Source organism: Thalassomonas sp. RHCl1, assembly GCF_947387555.1.
In the GTDB taxonomy this organism is placed as follows: Bacteria; Pseudomonadota; Gammaproteobacteria; order Enterobacterales; family Alteromonadaceae; genus Thalassomonas.
Window position 1 is genome coordinate 1 of the sequence record NZ_CANDNZ010000006.1, and the last position, 22,404, is coordinate 22,404.

Annotated in this window: 20 protein-coding genes and 1 rRNA gene; 6 read left to right on the plus strand and 15 right to left on the minus strand. The window is 47.7% G+C overall.

Translation table 11 applies throughout. The annotated features are described in order from the left end of the window. Positions 1 to 14: 14 nt before the first annotated feature. Positions 15 to 1,556: ribosomal RNA gene (locus QL234_RS17050) — 16S ribosomal RNA — on the minus strand. A 635-nt stretch (positions 1,557 to 2,191) separates the two neighbouring features. On the opposite strand from QL234_RS17050, the gene QL234_RS17055 reads away from it, so the two are divergent. Next, a complete protein-coding gene (locus QL234_RS17055) occupies positions 2,192 to 2,740 on the plus strand; it encodes a gamma carbonic anhydrase family protein (RefSeq protein WP_281559017.1) in 549 nt (182 codons plus the stop codon). 39 nt (positions 2,741 to 2,779) lie between these two features. On the opposite strand, the gene QL234_RS17060 is transcribed toward QL234_RS17055, so the two are convergent. The 3 genes from QL234_RS17060 to QL234_RS17070 all read right to left on the minus strand — a co-directional run bounded on the left by QL234_RS17060 (position 2,780) and on the right by QL234_RS17070 (position 4,690). After that, entirely contained in the window at positions 2,780 to 3,013 is a 234-nt protein-coding gene (locus QL234_RS17060; protein WP_044833163.1) for a hypothetical protein, read from the minus strand. A 55-nt stretch (positions 3,014 to 3,068) separates the two neighbouring features. Beyond that, entirely contained in the window at positions 3,069 to 3,881 is an 813-nt protein-coding gene (gene aroE, locus QL234_RS17065) for a shikimate dehydrogenase (protein ID WP_281559018.1), read from the minus strand. A gap of 131 nt (positions 3,882 to 4,012) precedes the next feature. Beyond that, positions 4,013 to 4,690, minus strand: a complete 678-nt coding sequence (locus QL234_RS17070; protein WP_281559019.1) for an OmpW family outer membrane protein — start codon at positions 4,688 to 4,690, stop codon at positions 4,013 to 4,015. 287 nt (positions 4,691 to 4,977) lie between these two features. On the opposite strand from QL234_RS17070, the gene QL234_RS17075 reads away from it, so the two are divergent. After that, positions 4,978 to 6,813 (plus strand): DUF3413 domain-containing protein, encoded by a 1,836-nt coding sequence (locus QL234_RS17075; RefSeq protein WP_281559020.1) that lies wholly within the window; start codon positions 4,978 to 4,980, stop codon positions 6,811 to 6,813. A 25-nt stretch (positions 6,814 to 6,838) separates the two neighbouring features. Here the strand turns inward: QL234_RS17075 and hemF are convergent, their stop codons facing one another. The 7 genes from hemF to QL234_RS17110 form a co-directional block, all read right to left on the minus strand. Next, the gene (hemF, locus tag QL234_RS17080) at positions 6,839 to 7,765 is read right to left on the minus strand and encodes an oxygen-dependent coproporphyrinogen oxidase (protein WP_281559021.1); all 927 of its coding nucleotides are present in this window, start codon (positions 7,763 to 7,765) and stop codon (positions 6,839 to 6,841) included. Next, positions 7,762 to 8,313 (minus strand): L-threonylcarbamoyladenylate synthase, encoded by a 552-nt coding sequence (locus QL234_RS17085; RefSeq protein WP_281559022.1) that lies wholly within the window; start codon positions 8,311 to 8,313, stop codon positions 7,762 to 7,764. Before QL234_RS17085 ends, hemF begins: the two co-directional genes overlap by 4 nt. A gap of 5 nt (positions 8,314 to 8,318) precedes the next feature. Further along, positions 8,319 to 8,822 (minus strand): 5-(carboxyamino)imidazole ribonucleotide mutase, encoded by a 504-nt coding sequence (purE, locus tag QL234_RS17090; protein WP_044833158.1) that lies wholly within the window; start codon positions 8,820 to 8,822, stop codon positions 8,319 to 8,321. 42 nt (positions 8,823 to 8,864) lie between these two features. Then, on the minus strand, positions 8,865 to 9,428 hold the full coding sequence (locus QL234_RS17095; protein WP_281559023.1) for a topoisomerase DNA-binding C4 zinc finger domain-containing protein: 564 nt from the start codon (positions 9,426 to 9,428) through the stop codon (positions 8,865 to 8,867). A 137-nt stretch (positions 9,429 to 9,565) separates the two neighbouring features. Further along, entirely contained in the window at positions 9,566 to 10,039 is a 474-nt protein-coding gene (locus QL234_RS17100; RefSeq protein WP_044833156.1) for a DUF494 family protein, read from the minus strand. 2 nt (positions 10,040 to 10,041) lie between these two features. Continuing rightward, the gene (dprA, locus tag QL234_RS17105) at positions 10,042 to 11,142 is read right to left on the minus strand and encodes a DNA-processing protein DprA (protein WP_281559024.1); all 1,101 of its coding nucleotides are present in this window, start codon (positions 11,140 to 11,142) and stop codon (positions 10,042 to 10,044) included. A 76-nt stretch (positions 11,143 to 11,218) separates the two neighbouring features. Then, a complete protein-coding gene (locus tag QL234_RS17110; RefSeq protein WP_281559025.1) occupies positions 11,219 to 12,286 on the minus strand; it encodes a LysM domain-containing protein in 1,068 nt (355 codons plus the stop codon). A gap of 139 nt (positions 12,287 to 12,425) precedes the next feature. Between QL234_RS17110 and def the strand changes: the two genes are divergently transcribed. Genes def through trkA form a run of 4 tightly spaced genes read left to right on the plus strand, consistent with a single transcriptional unit; the run spans position 12,426 to position 16,680 of the window. After that, complete coding sequence (gene def / locus QL234_RS17115) at positions 12,426 to 12,941, plus strand: peptide deformylase (protein WP_044833153.1); 516 nt, start codon at positions 12,426 to 12,428, stop codon at positions 12,939 to 12,941. A 33-nt stretch (positions 12,942 to 12,974) separates the two neighbouring features. Then, positions 12,975 to 13,964 carry a methionyl-tRNA formyltransferase gene (gene fmt, locus QL234_RS17120; RefSeq protein WP_281559026.1) on the plus strand — a complete coding sequence of 330 codons (990 nt, stop codon included), beginning with the start codon at positions 12,975 to 12,977 and terminating at the stop codon, positions 13,962 to 13,964. Positions 13,965 to 13,972: 8 nt separating this feature from the next. Further along, positions 13,973 to 15,277, plus strand: coding sequence for a 16S rRNA (cytosine(967)-C(5))-methyltransferase RsmB (rsmB, locus tag QL234_RS17125; RefSeq protein ID WP_281559027.1), 1,305 nt, complete (start codon positions 13,973 to 13,975; stop codon positions 15,275 to 15,277). Between the two features lie 26 nt (positions 15,278 to 15,303). Next, positions 15,304 to 16,680 carry a Trk system potassium transporter TrkA gene (gene trkA, locus QL234_RS17130; RefSeq protein WP_281559028.1) on the plus strand — a complete coding sequence of 459 codons (1,377 nt, stop codon included), beginning with the start codon at positions 15,304 to 15,306 and terminating at the stop codon, positions 16,678 to 16,680. Positions 16,681 to 16,798: 118 nt separating this feature from the next. On the opposite strand, the gene QL234_RS17135 is transcribed toward trkA, so the two are convergent. The 4 genes from QL234_RS17135 to QL234_RS17150 all read right to left on the minus strand — a co-directional run bounded on the left by QL234_RS17135 (position 16,799) and on the right by QL234_RS17150 (position 22,241). Further along, a complete protein-coding gene (locus tag QL234_RS17135; RefSeq protein ID WP_281559029.1) occupies positions 16,799 to 18,250 on the minus strand; it encodes a TrkH family potassium uptake protein in 1,452 nt (483 codons plus the stop codon). Between the two features lie 35 nt (positions 18,251 to 18,285). Further along, positions 18,286 to 18,903, minus strand: a complete 618-nt coding sequence (locus QL234_RS17140; RefSeq protein WP_281559030.1) for a YigZ family protein — start codon at positions 18,901 to 18,903, stop codon at positions 18,286 to 18,288. A 39-nt stretch (positions 18,904 to 18,942) separates the two neighbouring features. Continuing rightward, positions 18,943 to 20,262, minus strand: coding sequence for a Xaa-Pro dipeptidase (pepQ, locus tag QL234_RS17145; protein WP_281559031.1), 1,320 nt, complete (start codon positions 20,260 to 20,262; stop codon positions 18,943 to 18,945). A gap of 77 nt (positions 20,263 to 20,339) precedes the next feature. Next, positions 20,340 to 22,241 (minus strand): transglycosylase SLT domain-containing protein, encoded by a 1,902-nt coding sequence (locus QL234_RS17150; protein WP_281559032.1) that lies wholly within the window; start codon positions 22,239 to 22,241, stop codon positions 20,340 to 20,342. Positions 22,242 to 22,404: the final 163 nt, after the last annotated feature.

Consider the following 22,404-nt stretch of genomic DNA (forward strand, 5'->3'; position numbering starts at 1 on the left):
GTTTTACTTCAAGATAAGGAGGTGATCCAACCCCAGGTTCCCCTAGGGTTACCTTGTTACGACTTCACCCCAGTCATAAATCACAAAGTGGTGACCGTCCTCCCGAAGGTTAAACTAGCCACTTCTTTTGCAACCTACTCCCATGGTGTGACGGGCGGTGTGTACAAGGCCCGGGAACGTATTCACCGTGGCATTCTGATCCACGATTACTAGCGATTCCGACTTCATGGAGTCGAGTTGCAGACTCCAATCCGGACTACGACAAGCTTTGTGGGATTCGCTCCACCTCGCGGTATTGCTGCCCTCTGTACTTGCCATTGTAGCACGTGTGTAGCCCATCCCGTAAGGGCCATGATGACTTGACGTCGTCCCCACCTTCCTCCGGTTTATCACCGGCAGTCTCCTTAAAGTTCCCGCCCGAAGCGCTGGCAAATAAGGATAGGGGTTGCGCTCGTTGCGGGACTTAACCCAACATTTCACAACACGAGCTGACGACAGCCATGCAGCACCTGTCACAGAGTTCCCGAAGGCACGAAACCATCTCTGGTAACTTCTCTGGATGTCAAGGGATGGTAAGGTTCTTCGCGTTGCATCGAATTAAACCACATGCTCCACCGCTTGTGCGGGCCCCCGTCAATTCATTTGAGTTTTAACCTTGCGGCCGTACTCCCCAGGCGGTCAACTTATCGCGTTAGCTGCGCCACCCACATCTCAAGGATACAGACGGCTAGTTGACATCGTTTACGGCGTGGACTACCAGGGTATCTAATCCTGTTTGCTCCCCACGCTTTCGTGCCTCAGCGTCAGTTTTTGTCCAGGTGGCCGCCTTCGCCACTGATGTTCCTTCCAATCTCTACGCATTTCACCGCTACACTGGAAATTCCACCACCCTCTACAAAACTCTAGCCTGCCAGTTCAAAATGCAGTTCCCAGGTTGAGCCCGGGGCTTTCACATCTTGCTTAACAAACCGCCTACGCACGCTTTACGCCCAGTAATTCCGATTAACGCTCGCACCCTCCGTATTACCGCGGCTGCTGGCACGGAGTTAGCCGGTGCTTCTTCTGTTGCTAACGTCACAGATGCAGCGTATTAAGCTACACCCTTTCCTCACAACTGAAAGTGCTTTACAACCCGAAGGCCTTCTTCACACACGCGGCATGGCTGCATCAGGCTTTCGCCCATTGTGCAATATTCCCCACTGCTGCCTCCCGTAGGAGTCTGGGCCGTGTCTCAGTCCCAGTGTGGCTGATCATCCTCTCAAACCAGCTAGAGATCGTCGCCTTGGTAAGCCGTTACCTTACCAACTAGCTAATCTCACTTGGGCTAATCAAATGGCACGAGGCCCGAAGGTCCCCCGCTTTGGTCCGTAGACATTATGCGGTATTAGCAGTCGTTTCCAACTGTTGTCCCCCACCATAAGGCATATTCCCAAGCATTACTCACCCGTCCGCCGCTCGTCATCTTCAAAGCAAGCTTTGAAATGTTACCGCTCGACTTGCATGTGTTAAGCCTGCCGCCAGCGTTCAATCTGAGCCATGATCAAACTCTTCAATTAAAAATCGTTTGTGAGAGACAAGCTCTCTGACTCAATGAATCTGTACATATAAAACTATGAATAAATAGTTTTGTGTGTCATTCATCATTAAGTTTATTTTTGTCCCGAAGGACTATGTAAAATCAACATTAACGTGAGTGCCCACACAAATTGCATGATAACTAATTTTTAAAGAACTCATCTTCGAAAGAAGATGAAACGATTAATCGCATTCGTTAACCGTTATTGCCTGAGCGCTTGTCTCAAGCGAGATGCGCATGATACGCTTCTCAGCTTTGATGTCAACAACTTTTTTCAAAGTTTTGTTGGCTGTTTAACTGATGTTTGCATCACTTAAACTTATCAAAACACTTCGTTGGGCTGCCCCGTGGAAGTGGATGCGCATTTTAGACATTTTCTTGTGGAGGTCAACACCTTTTTGAAATTAATTTCATATTCTTTCATTTTTGTACAAGCCGCGACCTTATTGGCGATTAAACCAGCGAATAGCAGCCCTAATACTGTTTTTTATTTCTGTGGAGCATTGCTCTTTTATGCATTTAATAACGTTTCACATGAAACATTTCACTTAATAATGTCAGTTAAGCATGCTTTAATTTGCTAAAGTTAAGAAAAATTCATGGCAATAGACGATTATGACTCAATATAAATTACGTTCTTACCAGGGGATCAGCCCAAAAGTTGGCGAAAAGGTATATATAGATCAGTCGGCAGTACTGGTCGGCGATATTACGATAGGCGATGAAGTGAGTATCTGGCCTTTAGTCGCGGCAAGGGGTGATGTGAATAAAATAACCCTGGGTGCCCGTACCAATGTCCAGGATGGTACCGTATTACATGTTACCCGGAAAAGTGAGCATAACCCTGACGGTTTTCCTTTAGCTATTGGTGATGATGTGACTATAGGCCATAAATGTATGTTGCACGGCTGTACCTTAGGTAATCGTATTCTGGTTGGTATGGGGGCAATCATTATGGACGGCGCGGTAGTCCAGGATGACGTTTTTATCGGTGCCGGTACTTTAGTGCCTCCCAATAAGGTATTAGAGAGTGGTTATCTTTATGTCGGGAACCCAATGAAAAAGAGCAGACCGCTTAGTGACAATGAAGTCAGTTTTTTAAAGCAATCTGCCACTAATTATCTGCAATTAAAAGATGATTATCTTGCGGATATGGCTAACTAATGCCCTCTTCTTAACAAAAGTCTTAAGAAAACCCTTAAATTAAAGCTTTAAGTGAATTTCATTATTGAGATCTGGCTCATGTTGTTCCAACCAGATCTCTACCGCCTCTTCCCAATCAAACCTGACGCAGTCAGTAATTACCAGGTTTTTATCCGGATAGCTTTGTTTTATAAAAACGGTAACTTTTTGTCCGGCCATTAACCCGGTGAAACTCCAGGCATTGTGCGCTTCATTAAAATGGATATCATCATTAAATAGAATTGCTTGGTTCAAGTGTCATTCCCGCCCTGTACATTAGTTGTATGTAAGTAATGAAATAAAGGTTAGGTTAAGTTAAGTCTGCCCTTAACTTCTGTAATACCTCATCTGTTGACGGCATCACACCACGCCAGATATTAAAACTTTCTGCCGCCTGCGCCACCAGCATACCTAAGCCGTCTATCACTTTATTTGCGCCAGCCTCTTTCGCCCATAACAAAAAAGGCGTGAGTTGTTTCGCATAAACCATGTCGTAACAAACCTCGGCCCCGGCAATGACCGTTTCGGGGACGGCAGGTAAATGACCGTCCAAGCTGGCAGAAGTGGCATTGATAATCACGTCAAAGTCATAATTATTGGTTTGCTCAAAGGTACAACAAGTTAACCTGCTATCCGATACCAGCTGGCAAATTTGCTCGGCTTTACTCAAGGTTCTGTTGGCAATCACCAATTGCTGCGGTTGTTGCTCCAATAAAGGTAACACTACTCCTTTGGCAGCTCCGCCAGCCCCTATTAACAGGATACGGCTATTGTTTAAGGGCACTTTATTGGCGAGTAAATCTTTTACCAGGCCGACGCCATCGGTATTATCTCCCAGGATTTGACCATCGCTAAAACTCAAGGTATTAACCGCTCCAGCCAAAGCGGCACGTTTGGACACCTGATCACATAAGGCAAGCGCCTGCTCTTTAAAAGGTACTGTGACATTGCCCCCTTTACCGCCAGCCCGGGCAAAAGCTTTAATGTCTTGTTCAAAGGCGTCTAACTCAATCAGCTGAGTCTGATAAGTTAATTCCTGAGCTGTTTCTTTGGCAAAAGCCTGATGTATATAGGGAGAGCGGGAATGCTTAATGGGATTGCCGAATACGCGATATTGGTCCATGAGAGATGATTTATGATAAAAATTTTTTCTAGCCTACCCCAAGATTTACCTTTTTAAAATAAAAAAGCAGCAACTTGTGTTACTGCTTTTAACTACTTCTATATTTACTCTTTGTGCAGAAGAGTAAATATTTAGAATTTGTAACCGATCATCAGAGAGTAAACCATAGGATCTACGTCGACATCCGCAGAACCTTTAACGTTCTCATTGTATTTAAAAGTGGCATCGGTATTGATATCGATATAACGGGCAGAAGCGTTGATAGACCATTTGTCATTGATATGGTAATCCGCACCAATTTGTACCGAATAGCCGATAGATGAATCCAACTCCAGATCACTGAACCCTAAGCTTTTCGGTGCATCTTCAAAACCTTCATCAAAAAAAATGGTGTAGTTAAGACCAAGACCAACATAAGGCTTTAATTTTGAAGAAGTATCGAAATAGTATAATGCGCTTAACGTTGGCGGTAACTGAGTAACTTCGGCTAAATGCACACCGTCTACACCTAAAACCGCATTTGGATCATGTACGGTAATGTCGTGTTTAAAAGGCGTGGCGGCAAGTAACTCGACAGCCCAGTTGCTGTCAAAGAAATAAACAAAGTTAAGACCCAGTTGCGTGTTGTCATCAACACTTAATGACATACCTGAATCTGCGCCGTTTAAATCAATACCGGTTTTATCGCTATCCGGGTTAACCATAGTCGCACCACCGCGGATCAGGATGTCGCCAGCCTGATTTGCTGATGCAAATGAAGAAACGGTTAAGGCAGAAAGTACTGTTAGCGCTAAGAGAGATTTTTTCATAACTAATTTCCATTTTTTTAGTGCGGATATTTAATGAGGCGATTCTAATCCCGCTTTTGCAAACAAAACTTGACCTACCGCAAGAAATGACAATAAAACCCTTGGAAGTTTAGGGGAATATAATCTAGAACAAGTTTTTCAGGCTAATCCCCTTATTTCTCCCGGCTGTGGCAAAAAATCCTATAATAGATGTGGAGAAAAACGGTAATGGTTATTTAAGTGAACAGCATTTGTGATCCGGCCAGATTTTTCATGAGATCTAAGCGCTATGGGAGCAAAGTCTGAATATGTTCAAGGACTGGAATAAACAACTGGCTAACTGGCACAGTCAATTTATTCTGGTTAATTTTGTTATTGCCTTATTGATAAGCTTAAGATACCTGGCACCACAACCCTTACCCGACAATCTTGCCGCCGGCATTTTTTTAAGCTGTTATTTTATCGCTCACCTGGGCCTGCTCACCTTAATGCTTTTAGCGGTTATCCGCTTGATAAGTCGTTTTATCCGGCAAGCGGCAATCACCAGAATTTTCAGTATAGCCTTGGTTGGCTTGTCCCTGGCTTTATTGCTCACCGATACCTTTGTTTACCAGCAATACCGCTTTCATTTGAATGCCATGATACTGAAACTGATACTTGAAGGGGGAAATGAAATTCTCAGCTTTTCTTGGCAATTGTGGTTACGCATATCCTTGATGATCATAGCCTTTTTTCTGGCACAAGGAATAATAAGCGAATGTTTATGGCGGAAATTTTTCCATATGCGCATCAGACTAAAAGCCATAGTACTCAGCTGGTGTCTGCTTTTTTTATTTGCACAAGGTCTCAACATCTGGGCCGATGCTACCTTCAGAAAAGATATTACCCGCCAGGCCTTTTATCTGCCCTTATCCTACCCCCTGACAGCAAAATCCCTTATCGCCAAGCTGGGTTTGCTGGATTTGGCCGCCTATAAACAACAGGCATTACTGGCGCCCAGGCAAAGCAAATCAAGTTTGCACTACCCCTTATCAGCCATGACCTGCAACAACAAACGTCCCCTGAAAAATATTATTCTGCTGGTTGTCGACTCCTGGCGCAGCGATATGATGAATCCCGAGGTTACCCCGGCCATCACGCAACTGGCTACACAGGGCAGCATATTCACACGTCATTACAGCGGCAGTAATAATACCCGCCACGGTTTATTCAGTCTGTTTTATGGCTTACCCGGTCATTACTGGCAGCCGGTATTAAATCAGCAAAGAAGCCCGGTACTGATAGACATATTAAAACAGCAGACATACCAGATAGGGGTGTTCAGCAGCGCCAAATTAACCAGCCCGGAGTTTGATCAAACTATCTTTAGCGCCGTTAACCCATTGCGTAGCCATTCTGAGGGAAGAACGCCTGCCGAGCGGGATCTGGACATTACCCGGGACTTTGGCAACTGGTACCAAAGTAAAAACCAGGAGCAACCTTATTTTGCCTTTTTATTTTATGATGCCCCCCATGGCCTTTCGGTCCCCAAAGATTCCGCCAAGATTTTCCAACCATCTCTCGACTATGCCAACTATATGGCGCTGGATAAGGGTTATGATCCCAGGTCGCTGTTTAACCTCTACAAAAACGCTATTTACTATATGGACCAGCAGGTGGCGCAGGTATTAAAGCTAATCGAAAATGACTTAGACAATACCATCATTATTATCACTGGAGATCACGGCAAAGAATTTAACGACAACGGCAAAGGTTACTGGGGCCATAACAGTAACTATTCAGACTATCAAACCCGAGTGCCGCTGGTGATCTACTGGCCAGGTAACAAACATGACTTTTTCAGCGGAGAAACCAGTCATTATGATATCGCTCCCACCCTGTTATCCGGGGCCCTGGGTTGCAAAAATGCCACAGCTGATTATTCCATCGGCCAGTCGCTGTTCGATAAAAACAGCCATGGCCACATTATTTTGGGAAGAGACGGCAATTACGCGATAAAAATCGGCGAACAACTTAATGAGATTGACAGGTTCGGCAACTTTGCCATTTATAACAACCAATATCAGGAATTGCCGGAGGCGAAATTAAATATCAGTCAGGCGTTGGTGGCCCTGGAAGAGTTAAGGCGCTTTTATCAAAAATAACCGCGCCTTGTTTGAGGTTTTGCCGTTAAAGTTCAAGCCAGTTTTGCGGCTTCAAATAAGTATTATATAACTCGGCTTCGGCTGAGCCTTCTTCCGGTTGATAGTTATATTGCCAACGGACCAGAGGCGGCAATGACATCAAAATAGATTCGGTACGGCCACCGGTTTGCAGGCCAAACAAGGTACCGCGATCATAAACCAGGTTGAATTCCACATAACGGCCACGGCGATACAACTGGAACTGCCGCTCTTTTTCACCGTAAGGGGTGTCTTTACGCTTATCAACAATAGGGACATAGGCCGGGATAAAGTTGTCTCCCACCGCCTGCATATAGGCAAAACTTTTGTCAAAGCCCCACTCGTTGAGATCATCAAAAAAGATTCCGCCGACACCGCGGGTTTCATCCCTGTGTTTTAAATAAAAATATTCATCACACCAAGCTTTATATTTAGCATAAACATCGTCGCCATAAGGCTGACTTAACTGCTGTGCCATCTGGTGCCAGTGAATAACATCTTCTTTAAACGGATAATAGGGGGTTAGATCAAACCCGCCGCCAAACCACCATACCGGATCTGCGCCTTCTTTTTCCGCGATAAAGAAACGAACATTGGCATGTGTGGTCGGGATATAAGGATTTTTCGGGTGGATCACTAAAGAAACACCACAGGCCTGAAATGACCGTCCCTGTAATTCAGGACGGTGTGCCGTGGCCGAAGCCGGCATTCTTTCCCCGGATACATGAGAGAAATTTACGCCCGCCTGTTCAAATACTGCGCCGTCGGTTAATACCCGGCTACGACCGCCACCGCCTTCTTCACGCTGCCAGCTGTCTTCCATAAAACTTGCTTTGCCGTCGGCCTGGGCAAGACTTTGACAAATGCTGTCCTGCAAACTTTTCAGGTATTGGATCACCTGATTGATATCCGGGATATTATTCTTGGTTGTCATGGTCGCAATATTTCTCCGCTGAGCGCATTGATAATGGTGGACGGGTTGGTAAAACCTAAGGTTTTTCCTTCGAGAATAAAATCGACTTTATCCTGGAACTGTGTCACCACCTGCTGGTACTCGCAAAGGCTAGGTTGCCCGGTAAGGTTGGCGCTGGTAGAAATGATTGGTTTTCCGGTTTGCCGACACAAGTCAATCACGTCGGGATGCTCAGTCACCCGCACCGCGATGCTGTCAAAGCTACCTTTTACCCAGGAAGAAACGGTACTTTTTACCGGCATGATCTGAGTAATGGCGCCCGGCCAGCGGGATAAGATTTCTGCTTTTTGCTGTGCAGAAATGGTCGATTCATCAAGATAAGGCTGTAACTGCGCGTAATCGCCGGCCAGTAAAATCAAACCTTTCTCTTTTGGCCTTTGCTTGATGGCCAGTAATTTTTGAATGGCTGCGTCATTATCCGGATCGCAGCCCAATCCAAAGACGGCTTCCGTCGGGTAGGCAATCACCCCACCCTGACGGTAAGCCGTTAAAGCCGATGAAAAAGACATTCGGCTTAAGCTAAGGTTTTCTGCATAGCTTCATCTTTTGCCAACAAAGCTTCGGCATTGGCTGCACGCTCGGCTTTCACTTTATCAGCAATATCCTGGTTTTCTACACCCAGAATTTGCGCTGCCAGGTAACCGGCATTTTTCGCACCTGCTTTACCGATAGCAACGGTAGCTACCGGGATACCGCCAGGCATCATCACGGTAGACAATAAGGCATCGTGGCCTTGAAGAGGACCGTTATCAACAGGTACGCCGATAACAGGACGCGTGGTCATACCGGCAACAGCACCGGCAAGGTGAGCGGCCAAACCGGCAGCACAGATGAATACCTTACAGCCACGCTCTTCAGCGTCTTTCACATAAGCCTTTGCCGCATCAGGCGTTCTGTGGGCAGAACGTACCTTTACTTCATAGGAAATATCGAACTTCTTAAGGATATCAATAGTTGCTTGCATTACCGGTAAATCAGAATCAGAACCCATTAAAATGGCGACAAAGGTTGTGGACATTACTTTTTCTCTACTTTAGTTAAAAAAATGAATGAGGGGGTATTATAAAGCCTTCCGCTTGTACGTGCATTTCTTTTCTGGACATATTATGACTTCTCCGCTGGCCATCTTCCTTTTTACCAGTACTGGCCACTGACATAAGGGGCATGTTTCCGCCACCGGGGGATAATTAAGCACGTATTTACACTTGGGATATTGGTCACAGGAATAAAAGGTTTTGCCGTAACGGTTGGTTTTTTCCATCAACTCACCGCTGCTGCACTTGGGGCAGGCAATATTGACATCATCCTGGTGATGGGTTTCTTCAATATGCTGGCACTCGGGAAAGTTGGTACAACCGATAAACATGCCGTAACGCCCCTGCTTTACCGCCAGTAAATGGCCGCATTCCGGGCAGCTACTGCCGGCCAGCACTTTATCTTCAATGCGTTCATGTTCAACCACGGGGCGGGTATATTGACAGTCGGGGTAAGCGCTACAGCCGAGGAAAGGACCTTTTTTGCTGTTTTTGATCAGGAGTTTTTCACCACAGTCGGGACACAGCTCATGCTCTTTTTCCAGGGCGTGTTCGTGTAGTGTAAATAAACTTTTATCTGAATTTGACATAATACCCAACCGGTCCTTTCGTTGCTGACAGGGTCACAGCCGGTATTATGTCATATTTTATTCTTGTTAGTAATCTTAGCGAAAGCTCAGCTTTTACTTAGCTACTTGTTTAGCTCTTTATTTAAGTAAAGGCCAAGTTAATGCAAGGGGCCTTCCTGCTCGTCAAAAATTAAATCTTCCATTTGCGAATAGGCGCTTTCCTGTCCGGGTACGTTAAACAGCACCATCAGCACTACCCATTTTAAATCGTCGATGGAAAAGTATTGGGTATCGAGCTCCATTACCCTGTCGATCACCATTTCCCGGGTGGAGAAGTCGAGCACATTGACCTGCTCCAGGAAGGTTAAAAAGCCCCGGCATTCGGTGTCAAGCAATTGCATTTCTTCCGCGGTATAAATACGTACCGACGGACGTGCAACCCGGGTCACATAAGCGTAGGACTCACTATCTTGCAATGCTGCTAGTTTTTCTAACCAGGTGAGTGCCTTGTAAATTTCATCCTGATGAAAGCCCGCGCGTGTCAACTCATCGGTCAGTACGTCATGATCAACCATTACCTCGGCTTCACTATGAATATAGTTTTCAAAAAGGTACATTAAGATATCAAACATAACTAGCCCCTATTTAGTCTAAGATAGCCACCTGGCACCGCAGATACCAGACCTCTTAGCTCAAGCATTGTTAACCGGGTCAACACTACATCTGTGGGTAGCTTACACCGGGAAACCACCATGTCTACGGGGGTGATTTCAAAGTCCACACTAGCCAACAATGGATCCAGAAACAAGTCCTGCTGAGCAGTTTTTTCATTTTTTTCCGCTTTCTCTTTAGACAGACCCGACGTAACAGACATATCTAACTCATCCATTATATCGGCACATTCCTCAACTAATTTAGCTCCTTGTTTTATTAACCAGTGACACCCCTTACTTTGGGGATTATGAATAGTGCCCGGCATGGCAAACACCTCACGGTTTTGCTCAAGGGCACAACGGGCGGTGATCAAAGAACCGCTTTTCATCGCGGCTTCTACCACCAGTACACCTAGACTTAACCCGCTGATCAGCCGGTTACGCCTGGGAAAATGACCGGCTTTGGGTGGTATGCCGGGTTCAAATTCGCTGACAATACATCCCTGACTGTCCAGAATATTTTGCGCCAGTTGCTTATGCCTGGCCGGATAGACCTTATCCAGCCCGGTCGCCACCACGGCAACGGTACCCGATTTTTCCAGTAAGGCGCCTCGGTGTGCGGCACCATCTATGCCTATGGCTAAACCGCTGGTGATCACCAGGCCATGTTGTGCCAGGGCTCTGGCCATCGCCGTAGCCTCGTCCCGACCTGCGGCCGTAGCAAAACGGCTGCCAACAATCGCCAGCTGGCTTTGTTGTAATAGCGAGGCATTGCCCTGAACAAATAACACCAGCGGCGGATCCGGCAACTGCATCAAGAGTTCGGGGTAATCTTGGCTGTTATAAAAAATAATTTGGCTTTGGCACAGACTGGAAGCGGCGACAATTGTCTCTACCCTGCTCCAGTTTGGCTGTTGAAACGCGTTAACTTGCGCTGCGGTTAGGCTGGCATCAGCAAGCCAGGATGAAGAGATAAAAAGTTCCTGCAGACCATAACGGTCCACTAACGCGAGTTTTTTACTGATGGCGAGCCTGGGCACTAATTTCAACGCCAGCCAGTAATGTACCTCTTCTTTTACCACTAAGCTTCTCCTTAAGAAAGATCTGCCTTTAAGGCACAGCTTCCCGAAACTTCCCCTGGTTTTCTCCCCGTAAAAATCAGGGAGCCGTTACCGTATCCTGCAACCTGATGGCTTTGGAGGACTTTAAAATCAGCGCCATGCTGACTTTATCATAAACCTTAAAAACCATGGCCTGGCCTAAGCTTTCTTCCGGCATCTGGTAATCCGATTCACCGGCATTGGCCATGCGGCTCCACCTGGGCGCATCTTCGGTATAAACAGGGCCGGTTCCCGACTCCACCACGCTCGGGCTGGTTCTTTTAATAGTCATAACGTCGCCGGGACGGACATTATTATCTGAGCCCCGGTTGATCATCACCACTTCCGATTTACCAAATTCACGACCGCCACTGGCAGATTGAATAATGGCGCCGCGAACATCCCCGGCAACCGCCTGCATGGTAAAATACGAAGGCAATAATTGCCCTTCATTGACCGGCACAACAAAATCTCCGGCATGGATCTCTTGCTGAATATCGGTGACATAAAGCGTCGACGGGATTTTTTCGCTGATATTACCGACCCTTAACGCCTGCGCGGTAGCAACCAGATCCACCTGATAGCCCAGCATTTCTCCGCTTTGGGGATCAAGCAGGGCTTCACCTTTTTGATAAATGGCATAGGCCCGGCCAACTTCCATATCGCCTTTAACATAAACCCGAAAGCCATCAATACTGGATTTATAAGCTTCATCACTGCCGAGTACATAAGGCAGCAAGGTTAATTCCTGCTCGGTAAAGAAGCTTTCATATCTTAAATAGGGGGCAATAACATCCAGCGAGATGGTGCTGATGGCGCTCTGATCTTTGAGCTTAGTACGCACCTTAGGGGACCACTTCAATTCGGGTTTACCCTTCACCAGCATAGGCTGCCCCTGTTCATCGTACACTAAACGTAATTTATCGCCGGGATAAATCAGGTGGGGGTTTTTGATTTGCGGATTCAGGCGCCAGAGCTTAGGCCATAACCAGGGCTGGTTAAGAAAAATAGCAGAAATGTCCCAAAGGGTATCGCCTTTTTTCACTTGATAGGATTTGGGCGCATCCGGCTTTATTTGCAGGACATCGGCCTTAACCACTAACGGCAGAAACAGGCATATTATCAAAAGGAGTCTTTTTATTATCATGCTGCTGAGCCCATTTTTAATAGCAATTACGCTAAACCACTATTATTAATTGAATTAAATGGCTAAAATTAAAACATAACACTCTATATGAATTATCGCTAATTCTTTTATAAAAATTATGACCGTTTTAAATGTATTGCGCTTTCCCGATGAAAGATTAAGAACCAAAGCCGCCGATGTGGTTGAAGTAAATGATGAAATCAGAACCATAGTCGATAACATGATCGAAACCATGTATCAGGAAAATGGTGTCGGCCTGGCTGCCACCCAGGTAAATATCCATCAGCGTATCGTAGTGATCGATGTCTCCGATAAGAGTGACAATCCGATTGTTTTGATCAACCCTGAAATTATTGCCAAAAGCGAGAAAACCTTTATCAATGAAGAAGGCTGTTTGTCGGTTCCCGGCTGTTATGCCAAGGTTACCCGCCATGAAACCGTGACGGTGCAGGCACTTGACCGCAACGGCGAGCAATTTACCCTGGACGGCGATGAGCTGCTCAGCATCTGTATCCAGCACGAACTCGACCATTTGGCCGGGATCCTGTTTGTGGATTATTTATCTCCCCTCAAGCGCCAGCGCATTAAAACCAAGCTTGAAAAAGAAGCCAGATTGCAAAAAGCCCACGCTTAAGCAAACAGCCAACACAGTATTTAGGAAACACCCTTGTCCAAAGCATTAAATATTATCTTTGCCGGAACACCGGATTTTGCCGCCGAACACTTAAAAGCCCTGATAGCCTCCGAGCATAACGTTGTCGCCGTCTATTGCCCGGTAGACAGACCCGCCGGCAGAGGCAAAAAGTTAACCGCCTGTGCCACCAAAGTGCTGGCGATGGAACACAATATCCCGGTAGAGCAGCCGCTTAACTTCAAAGACGTTGCGGATCAGCAAAAACTCGCCGAATACCAGGCCGATGTGATGGTGGTAGTGGCTTATGGCTTGTTGCTGCCAACCGTGATCCTGGAAACGCCAAGACTGGGCTGTATCAATGTCCACGGCTCGCTGCTGCCAGAATGGCGCGGCGCCGCACCGATCCAGCGCTCGTTGGAAGCCGGTGATGCCGAAACCGGAGTGACTATCATGCAAATGGACAAGGGCCTGGATACCGGAGATATGATCTTAAAAGCCAGCTGTGCCATTACAGATACCGACACCAGCGCCAGCCTGTATAACAAACTGGCCGAACTTGGTCCCAAAGCCTTATTGGAAACCCTGACCCTGATGGCCGGCGACAGTTATCCCAGGGAAAAACAGGATAACGACCTGGCCACTTATGCCGCCAAGCTGGATAAAACCGAAGCCGAGCTTAACTGGCAGCTGAGCGCAGCCGAACTGCACCGAAAAATACGCGCCTATATTCCCTGGCCCGTCGCCCAGTTCACCTATCATGAAAATGACAAGGCCCATAAAGTCCGGATCTGGCAGGCAAGTGTGTTGGAGAAAACCACAGATAAAGTACCGGGCACTATTCTTGCCGCCGGCAAAAGCGGTATTGAAGTGGCCACAGCCGACGGGGTATTAAACCTGGAAAGCCTGCAACTACCGGGTAAGAAAGCCCTGGCGGTACAAGATATTCTCAATGGCCGCGGCGACTGGTTCAGCCCTGGAAATAATATCACCGGCGAACAAGCCACAGAGCAGAGCAACGGGTAAACCAGTTAATGAATATCAGAGCACTCGCCGCCAAATGTAGTTATGCGGTTATTGATCAGGGACGCAGTCTGGCGGATGAACTGCCAAGGTTACAGGCCAAGGTAGAAGGCAAAGACAAAGGCCTGCTACAGGAAATCACCTATGGCGTCTTACGTTACCTGCCGGAACTGGAATATGACGTCCGCCAGTTGATGGCCAAACCGTTAACCGGTAAACAACGGGTTTGTCATTTCCTGATCCTGGTAGGTATTTACCAGATCAAATATACCCGTATTCCGGACCATGCCGCAGTCAGTGAAACCGTTGCCGCCACCGGGCCGTTAAAAAACCGTCACTTAAAGGGGCTGATTAACGGCGTATTGCGTAACTACCAACGTCAGCAGGAAAAACAAGAAGCTGATAACAAGGATGCAGAAAAACCGGATAGCGTACGCTACAACCATCCGGGCTGGCTGCTGAAAAAATTACAGGCCGCCTACCCGGAAAAATGGCAAGCGGTATTAGCAGAAAACCAGCAAAAACCGCCGATGTGGCTCAGGGTCAATAAAAAACACCATGAACTCGATGTTTACCTGACTCAACTTGAAGCTGCAGAAATTGCTCACGGTGAACCCGAAAGTCAATCCGGCGCTATTCCCTTAACTTCACCGGTAGATGTTAACCGCCTGCCCGGCTTTGCCGACGGCGATGTTTCCATTCAGGATGGCGCCGCCCAACAAGCCGCCCGCCTGCTCGACAGCCAACCCGGGGATCATGTACTCGATTGCTGCGCCGCTCCCGGCGGTAAAACCTGTCATATCCTGGAATATACTCAGGATCTGGCTTCGGTGACGGCCATTGATATCGAAGAAAGCCGCTTGGTGCGGGTCAAAGAAAACCTGGAACGTTTAAAGCTCGAAGCCAAAGTGATTGCCGCCGATGCCGCTGACCCTGGCGCCTGGTGGGACAAACAATTATTTGATCGCATCCTGCTCGACGCCCCCTGCTCCGGCACCGGGGTGATCCGTCGTCATCCGGATATCAAGTGGCTGAGAAAAGCCAGCGACATTCCGGCGCTGACGGTGTTGCAGCAGCAAATATTGAAAAACATATGGTCTTTGCTTAAACCCGGTGGTACCTTGATTTACGCCACTTGCAGTATCTTGCCCGAAGAAAACAAAGAGCAGATAAAGCAGTTTCTCGCAGAAAATAACGATGCCGAATTGATCCCGCTGCCCGAAGCTGGCGACAATGCAGAGCCCGGCTGGCAGATATTGCCCGGTGACTCGGGCATGGACGGCTTTTATTATGCGAAATTAATGAAGAAAGCTTAAGCAGATAACAAAGACTTAACGGCGATATGAAAATAATAATTATTGGTGCGGGACAGGTTGGCGGTACCTTAGCCGAAAACTTAGTGGGTGAACGCAATGAAATCTCCCTGGTCGACATCGACCATGAAAAGTTGCATGAGCTGCAGGACAAACTCGATCTGCAAGTTGTGCCCGGCCAGGGCTGTTATCCGGAAGTCCTGAAAAAAGCCGGCGCCGAAGACGCCGATATGATCATCGCGGTGACCAATGACGATGCCACTAACATGATCACTTGCCAGATCGCCTATTCCCTGTTTAATACCCCGACCAAAATCGCCCGTATCCGCTCGAACCAGATCTTAAGGTACCGGGAGCAGCTGTTTCACAACAAGGATGTGCCGATAGATCATATTATCGCCCCTGAGCAGCTGGTTACCCGAGATATTGCCCATCTGATCGATTATCCGGGCGCGTTGCAGGTATTGGAATTTGCCAGCGGTAAAGTCTCCCTGGTGGCGGTAAAAGCCTATTATGGCGGTTTACTGGTGGGCCATGCCTTATCTACCCTGAAAGAGCATATCCCCAATATAGATACCCGGGTGGCGGCCATTTACCGTAACGGTAAACCTATTCGTCCCCTGGGCACGACCGTGATTGAAGCCGATGATGAAGTGTTCTTTATTGCTGCCAGCATACATATCCGGGCGGTGATGAATGAACTGCAAAAACTCGAACCCGCCTATAAACGTATTATGATCGCCGGCGGCGGTAATATCGGCGCCGGCCTGGCCAGCATTTTAGAAAGCAACCACCAGGTCAAATTAATCGAGCATAATCCGCAGCGGGCGGCCCAGCTGGCCTCCGAGCTGAATGATACCCTGGTTTTCACCGGCGACTCTTCCGATCATGAATTGCTGCTCGAAGAGCATATCGACCAGTTCGATGTTTTTATTGCCGTCACTAATGATGATGAAGCCAATATTATGTCGTCCTTGCTGGCGAAAAAGCTCGGCGTGCGTAAAACCATGGTGCTGATCCAGCGGGATGCCTATGTCGAATTGGTACACGGCAGTACCATAGACATTGCCATTTCCCCGCAACAGGCCACCATTTCCGCTTTGCTGACCCATGTCCGTAAAGGGGCAATCAACAATGTTTACAGCCTGCGCGGCGGCGCCGCCGAAGCAATAGAAATTGTCGCCAAGGGAGATGAGCATTCTTCTAAAGTGGTCGGCCGTGAAATCAAAAGCATCAAGCTGCCACCGGGTACCACTATCGGGGCGATAGTACGCGGCGATACGGTATTAATTGCCCACTCCAATACTATGATATTGGAAGAAGACCATGTCATCTTGTTCCTGGTGAACAAACGTTATATTTCCGATGTTGAGAAGCTGTTCCAGGTCGGGGCGATATACTTTTAAACAGCAGCTACGCCATTCCCGTTCATCCATGAACCCATGGCATACATTCCTTCCTGGAAATAAAAATGCAGGCTTAGCCTGCATTTTTTTATCTATTATTTACCTGAACTCTTTACCGTTAGGAGCGCCAGAACGCCGGGGTGAAAAGTACCAACAAGGTGAATATTTCCAGACGTCCAAACAGCATCGCCAGTATCAATACCCATTTACTGAAATCATTAAGCCCGGCAAAGTTAGAGGCCACCTCCCCCAATCCCGGCCCCAGGTTGTTGAGGCAGGCCGCCACCGCGGTAAAAGCGGTAAGGTCATCGACCCCGGCAGCCAGCAGTAACAACATACAAATGACAAAAACGGCGGCATAAGCGGAAAAGAAACCCCAAACGGCTTCCACCACCCGATCAGGCAAAGGCTTTTTACCCAGTTTAATGGTAAACACCGCCTTGGGGTGCACTAGCTTATTAAGCTCACGTATGCCCTGCAGGTATAACAACAGCACCCGCACCACTTTCATACCACCGCCGGTACTACCAGCGCAGCCACCGATAAAACTGGCAAAAATCAGCAATAACGGCAACAGGGTTGGCCAGTCGGCAAAAGAAGTAGTGGCAAAGCCTGCGGTGGTACTGATGGAAACAGACTGAAATAGCGCCTGATCCAGGGCGACATCGGCATCGATATAAGTGCCTGACATCATCAGTACCGTAAAGCAAATTGCCGTTAGTATTACCTGGATGGCAATAAAAACTTTAAATTCAGGATCAAACAGGTAATTCTTCAGTGAACGGCTCTGCACCACGGCATAGTGCAGGGCAAAGTTGACCCCGGCAATCACCAGGAAGAACACGCACACCAGGTTAATTTGCGGACTGTTAAAGTACCCCATACTGGCATCATGAGTAGAAAATCCACCGATGGCAATGGTAGAAAACGCATGGCAGATGGCATCAAAAACCGACATGCCCACCACCCAATAAGCCAAGGCACAGGCTATGGTCAGGGATAAATAGATATACCAGAGGTGTTTGGCGGTATCCGCTATCCTGGGGGTCATTTTTGAGTCTTTCACCGGTCCCGGGGTTTCCGCCCGGTACAGCTGCATGCCCCCGATGCCCAGCATAGGCAATACTGCCACCGCTAATACAATGATCCCCATGCCCCCCAGCCATTGCAGTTGCTGGCGGTAATAGAGCACCGCATGGGGCAACTCATCGATATGGGTCAGGATAGTGGCCCCGGTGGTGGTTAAACCGGAGAAGGATTCGAAAAAAGCATCCGCCATCGATAAATTGGGCTCTTCAAGCAGTAACAGCGGGATCGCCGAGAAGCTGGCCAATACCGTCCAGAACAGCACCACAATCAGGAAACCTTCCCTTGCCCTGAGGTCGCCTTTTTCAGCCCGGTTAGGATACCAGGATAAAATACCCGTGATCAGACACAGGATAAAGCCCATTAAAAATGATACACCGCCGCCATCACGGTAAATCAATGACACAAAGGCCGGCGGCAGCATAGTAACACTGAGCAAGGCCACCAACAGACCTAAAATGCGGATGATATTTTTATATTGCACGTTCTTCTTTTTCTAATGTAAAAGCCAAAACCAGGCTAGTGGTCTACCGATATCAGTGTCAGCTGCCCCGATGATAACGTGGACAAATTTTGTTGAAATACAGCCAATTGCGCTTCTGGGATTGCCAAAGTCAAATTTACCTGCTCGCTGTATTGCTGTTCGGTAACTTCTCCTTTCACCTGTGCCAGCAAATGCAGAATATCATCCACCTGAGCATATTGGCATGCCAGTGCCTTGGTCACTTTAGGTACCTTAACTTCCGTCTGCATCAAGGCCAGCGCCTGGCGGACACTGTTGCCATAGGCCCTTTGCAAACCGCCAGTACCAAGTTTAGTGCCGCCAAAATAGCGCACCACCACGGCACAAATCTGGCCGATGCCGCCCCCCTGCAATACCGCCAGCATAGGTTTACCTGCGGTGCCTGTGGGCTCGCCGTCATCGGAAAAACCATAGCTCTGGCTGTCATCCGGGGCGCCGAAGACAAAGGCGTAACAGTGGTGGTTGGCTTGGGGATGTAATTGCTGCAATTCCCGGATAAAGGCCTTGGCGGCTTCCTGTGAAGTACAAGGCCTGAGATAACAGATAAAGCGGCTGCGGGTCACTATAGTTTCATCTATGACCTCACTCGCCGCTATGTTATAGGTACCGGCCATCAGCTATTCACCGCTGCCGTTAACAACCCCCCAGCCAAACTAGGCAAGTCCGCAGTCCCGGGTCATATTTTCGTTATGTGACTTGTGCACGATAATATTGTCTTCAATACGGATGCCGCCGAAAGGTTTCATCGCTTCCACCTCAGCCCAGTTCACTAACCCCGCATGTTCCGATGCTTTTAAATCCCCCAGCAGAGAATCAATAAAGTACAAACCCGGCTCTATGGTAAAGACCTGGTTTGCCTCAATCACCCGTGAAGTACGCAAAAAGGCGTGTTTTTCCGGACTGTTAACATGGGTGCCGCGCTCATCCGCCATAAAACCGCCGACATCATGGGTTTGCAGCCCCAGGTGATGGCCAAGGCCATGTGGGAAGAAAGTTGAAACAATACCGGTTTCAGCGGCGGTATCGGCATCTGTGTTGATAAAATCAAACTCTTTTAATACCTGGCCGATATCCCGATAGGTCTCCACGTGAAGATCAACATAACTTTTGCCTGGTTTAAGACCGTCAACCGCGTTGAGCATAAGCTTGTCCATACGGGCGATCAGCTCGGCAAACTTATCCTGTTTAAAAGAATAAGTCCGGGTAATATCCGAAGCATAACCGTTAAAGTTGGCGCCGGCATCCAGTAAAAAAGACTTGTGGTGCTGAGGCACATTACGGTTTAACGCGGTGTAATGCAAAATAGAGGCGTTTTCGTTTAACGCAACAATATTGCCGTAAGGGGTTTCGTTGTCGGTATGGTGCGTCGCTTTCAGATAGGCCTGCTGGATATCATATTCGCTTTTGCCCTGCATAAAGGCTTCTTTTGCCGCCTTATGTCCCAGCACTGCCAAGTTGTTAGACTGGCGCATACATTCCTGCTCATAAGCGGTTTTATAAGCTCTGTGGTAATGCAGATAATTCAATAAAGGTTCCGGGTTGATATTGTCAAAGCCCAGAGCTTTGGCCACTTCGATATGGGCGCCGATATAGGCGTAGCCTTTTTTATCATAAGGCAACAGCTGATCGACATCGGTGGCCTTGGTCAAGATCTTGATATCAAAGAATTCATTCCAGTAACTGTCGGTCAACTCCACCACTTTATGCCAGAAATCGACCGGTTGGTAATAGATCAGCTGAGGTTTGTCTTTGCCGTTAATGATCAGCCAGCAGTTTGGAATATCGACTAAAGGTAACCAGAACTTAAAATGAGGATTCACTTTAAACGGATAACCATAATCATCCAGGAAGACTTTGATTTCCTGTCCCGAATGGATCACTAATCCATCCAGGTTTTCCCGTGATAATGCCGTTGCCGATCGGCGTTGTAATTCTGCGATATGGGCCGGATAAAGTGCTGTTAACCTTGTCATCTATGCGATTCCCTTGTGTTTTTTCGCTATCATATCACACAGGTTAAATCAGTACAGCAAACCCGGCCCCGAGTGCCTTAATCGCTGATGTGCATATCGCTGAGATCATCAAATAATGACCCTTCCTGCCCCACCTGAGCTTGATAAATCTGCTGGTAGGCGAGCACGCTTTTGACATAATCCCGGGTTTCTTTAAAGGGAATGGTTTCAATCCAGGCATCAGCAGGTAAAGTCACGCTGTCTTTTAACCACCTTTTCACCCTGTGGGGACCGGCATTATATGAGGCGGTAGCCAATATCGAATTGCCTTTATTTTTATCCAGCAACATCTTCAGGTACTTAGTGCCTAAACCGATATTGTTGTCGGCATCGAGCAGGTATTTTTTCGATACTTTACGTTTTTCCAGATGCTTGGCGGTATTGGGCATCAGCTGCATCAAACCTTTTGCTCCTGCCGAAGAATTAGCGTCCGTCATAAAGGAGCTTTCCCGCCGGGTAATGGCAAAAGCCCAGGCCGGGTTGATCTGGTTATTTTTCGCGTGTTCAATAATCTTATTATCAAAGGCAAGCGGGAATCTTAAATCGACATCATCTAGATAACCCACCTGTGCCAGGGTAAAGATTGCCCGGTCAAACCAGCCGGCTTCATAGGCCACCTTAGACGCCACCAGTTTTTCCCTGTCATTAAGTTGCGACAACCAGTAATTCCACTCGCGCCGGGCCTGATTAAACCTTTGCAGGTAAAACAGCTCAAACGCGCGCTTGGCCGCCAGGTGGGTTAACACGGCAGCCTTTTCTTCTTCGGAAATATCCAGTGGTTTATCCTGCAGGTTCACCGGCAGCTTCAAATACCCCGCCGCCAGGAAACCGTAATAATGGCGTTCCTGTGCCAGCTCCTGCAGCAGGCTTTCCCCGCCGGTGACATTGCCGGTGTCGATTAAACTGCGGGCATACCAGTATTTCCATTTCAGCTCGCTTTTATATTGCTCCGGCAACGCAACCAGTTCAGACTTTAGCTGCTCGCTGTCTTTTTGCTTCAATACCTGGGCCAGACGCCACTGGATCATGGTATTGGACAAGGAGCTCTCTGCAACTTTATCCAGCCATACCTGGGCCTGCTTATGGTTTTTACTGGACAGCGCCAGGGCAAATTTGACGATAATTTCCTGATCTTGCTCTTCGGTAAAAGTAAATTGCTTGCTGGCTTTTTGGTAGGTCGCCAGCGCCCTTTTCGGTGCACGCCAGATCAGACGTTTTAAGCCATAGGCCATAATCTGCGCTTCTTTGGCAGACTTTTCCTTAAAACGACCGATACGGGTAATATAAGCGGGATCCCGTCTGACTTTATGCCACAGGCGTCCCAGGTAACGTTCGCTTTCCGGCAGCAAACCGGTTAAATAAGGAATAAGGGTATGCTTGCCGCCGTTAGCCGCCAGGGATAAGCGTTGCCAGACAATATCCGGGGTACGGTAGCCCGCTTCTTGCCAGCGCTTAAACAGGGGGTCGCATTTTTTATCCTGTGATTTCCCCACCAGCCAGAGTTTAGTCACCTGTGCCAATACTTCCTTTTCGCTGTGGCCGGCACTTAAGCGGTACCTTAACTGCTGGCATTGCAGAGCGACATCCGAGGTCGGGGTATAATATTTCAGGAACAAGGCCTGTTGCTTACGTTTGGCCAGGTATTGCAGCCATTTTTTCCGTAACGGCCAGTCCAGGGGCGTGCCCTTATAAGTGGTAAGAAACTTGTCGATTTCTTGCTGATGTTTCAAGTTGAGGCGTTTGATCAGCCTTTGTTGATCCAAATAAGGCTGCAGCGGATAAAAATGCAGTTGTTGGTAAAGTTCCTGGTATTGGGCCGAAGCCGGATGCCATAAATGCTTTTCTGCCTGGAGATAAGTTTTCCGCTGCGGATCTGTTGTCTGTACCCGGGTCGCCTGACTCTCCTGTATCGGTAACAGCATCACACCGACCAATAACATTATCCGACCAAGTCCAAACCTTTCCATAATTCCACTCGCTATATTAATACTACCCTATGATTATTCACGCTCTGGACACTAATGCAAGCAGGCATTGGCTTTTTTCAACTTTATTTAATTTAGCGCTATGTCGCAGATTAGTTGGCTAAAAGCTTGCTAATGT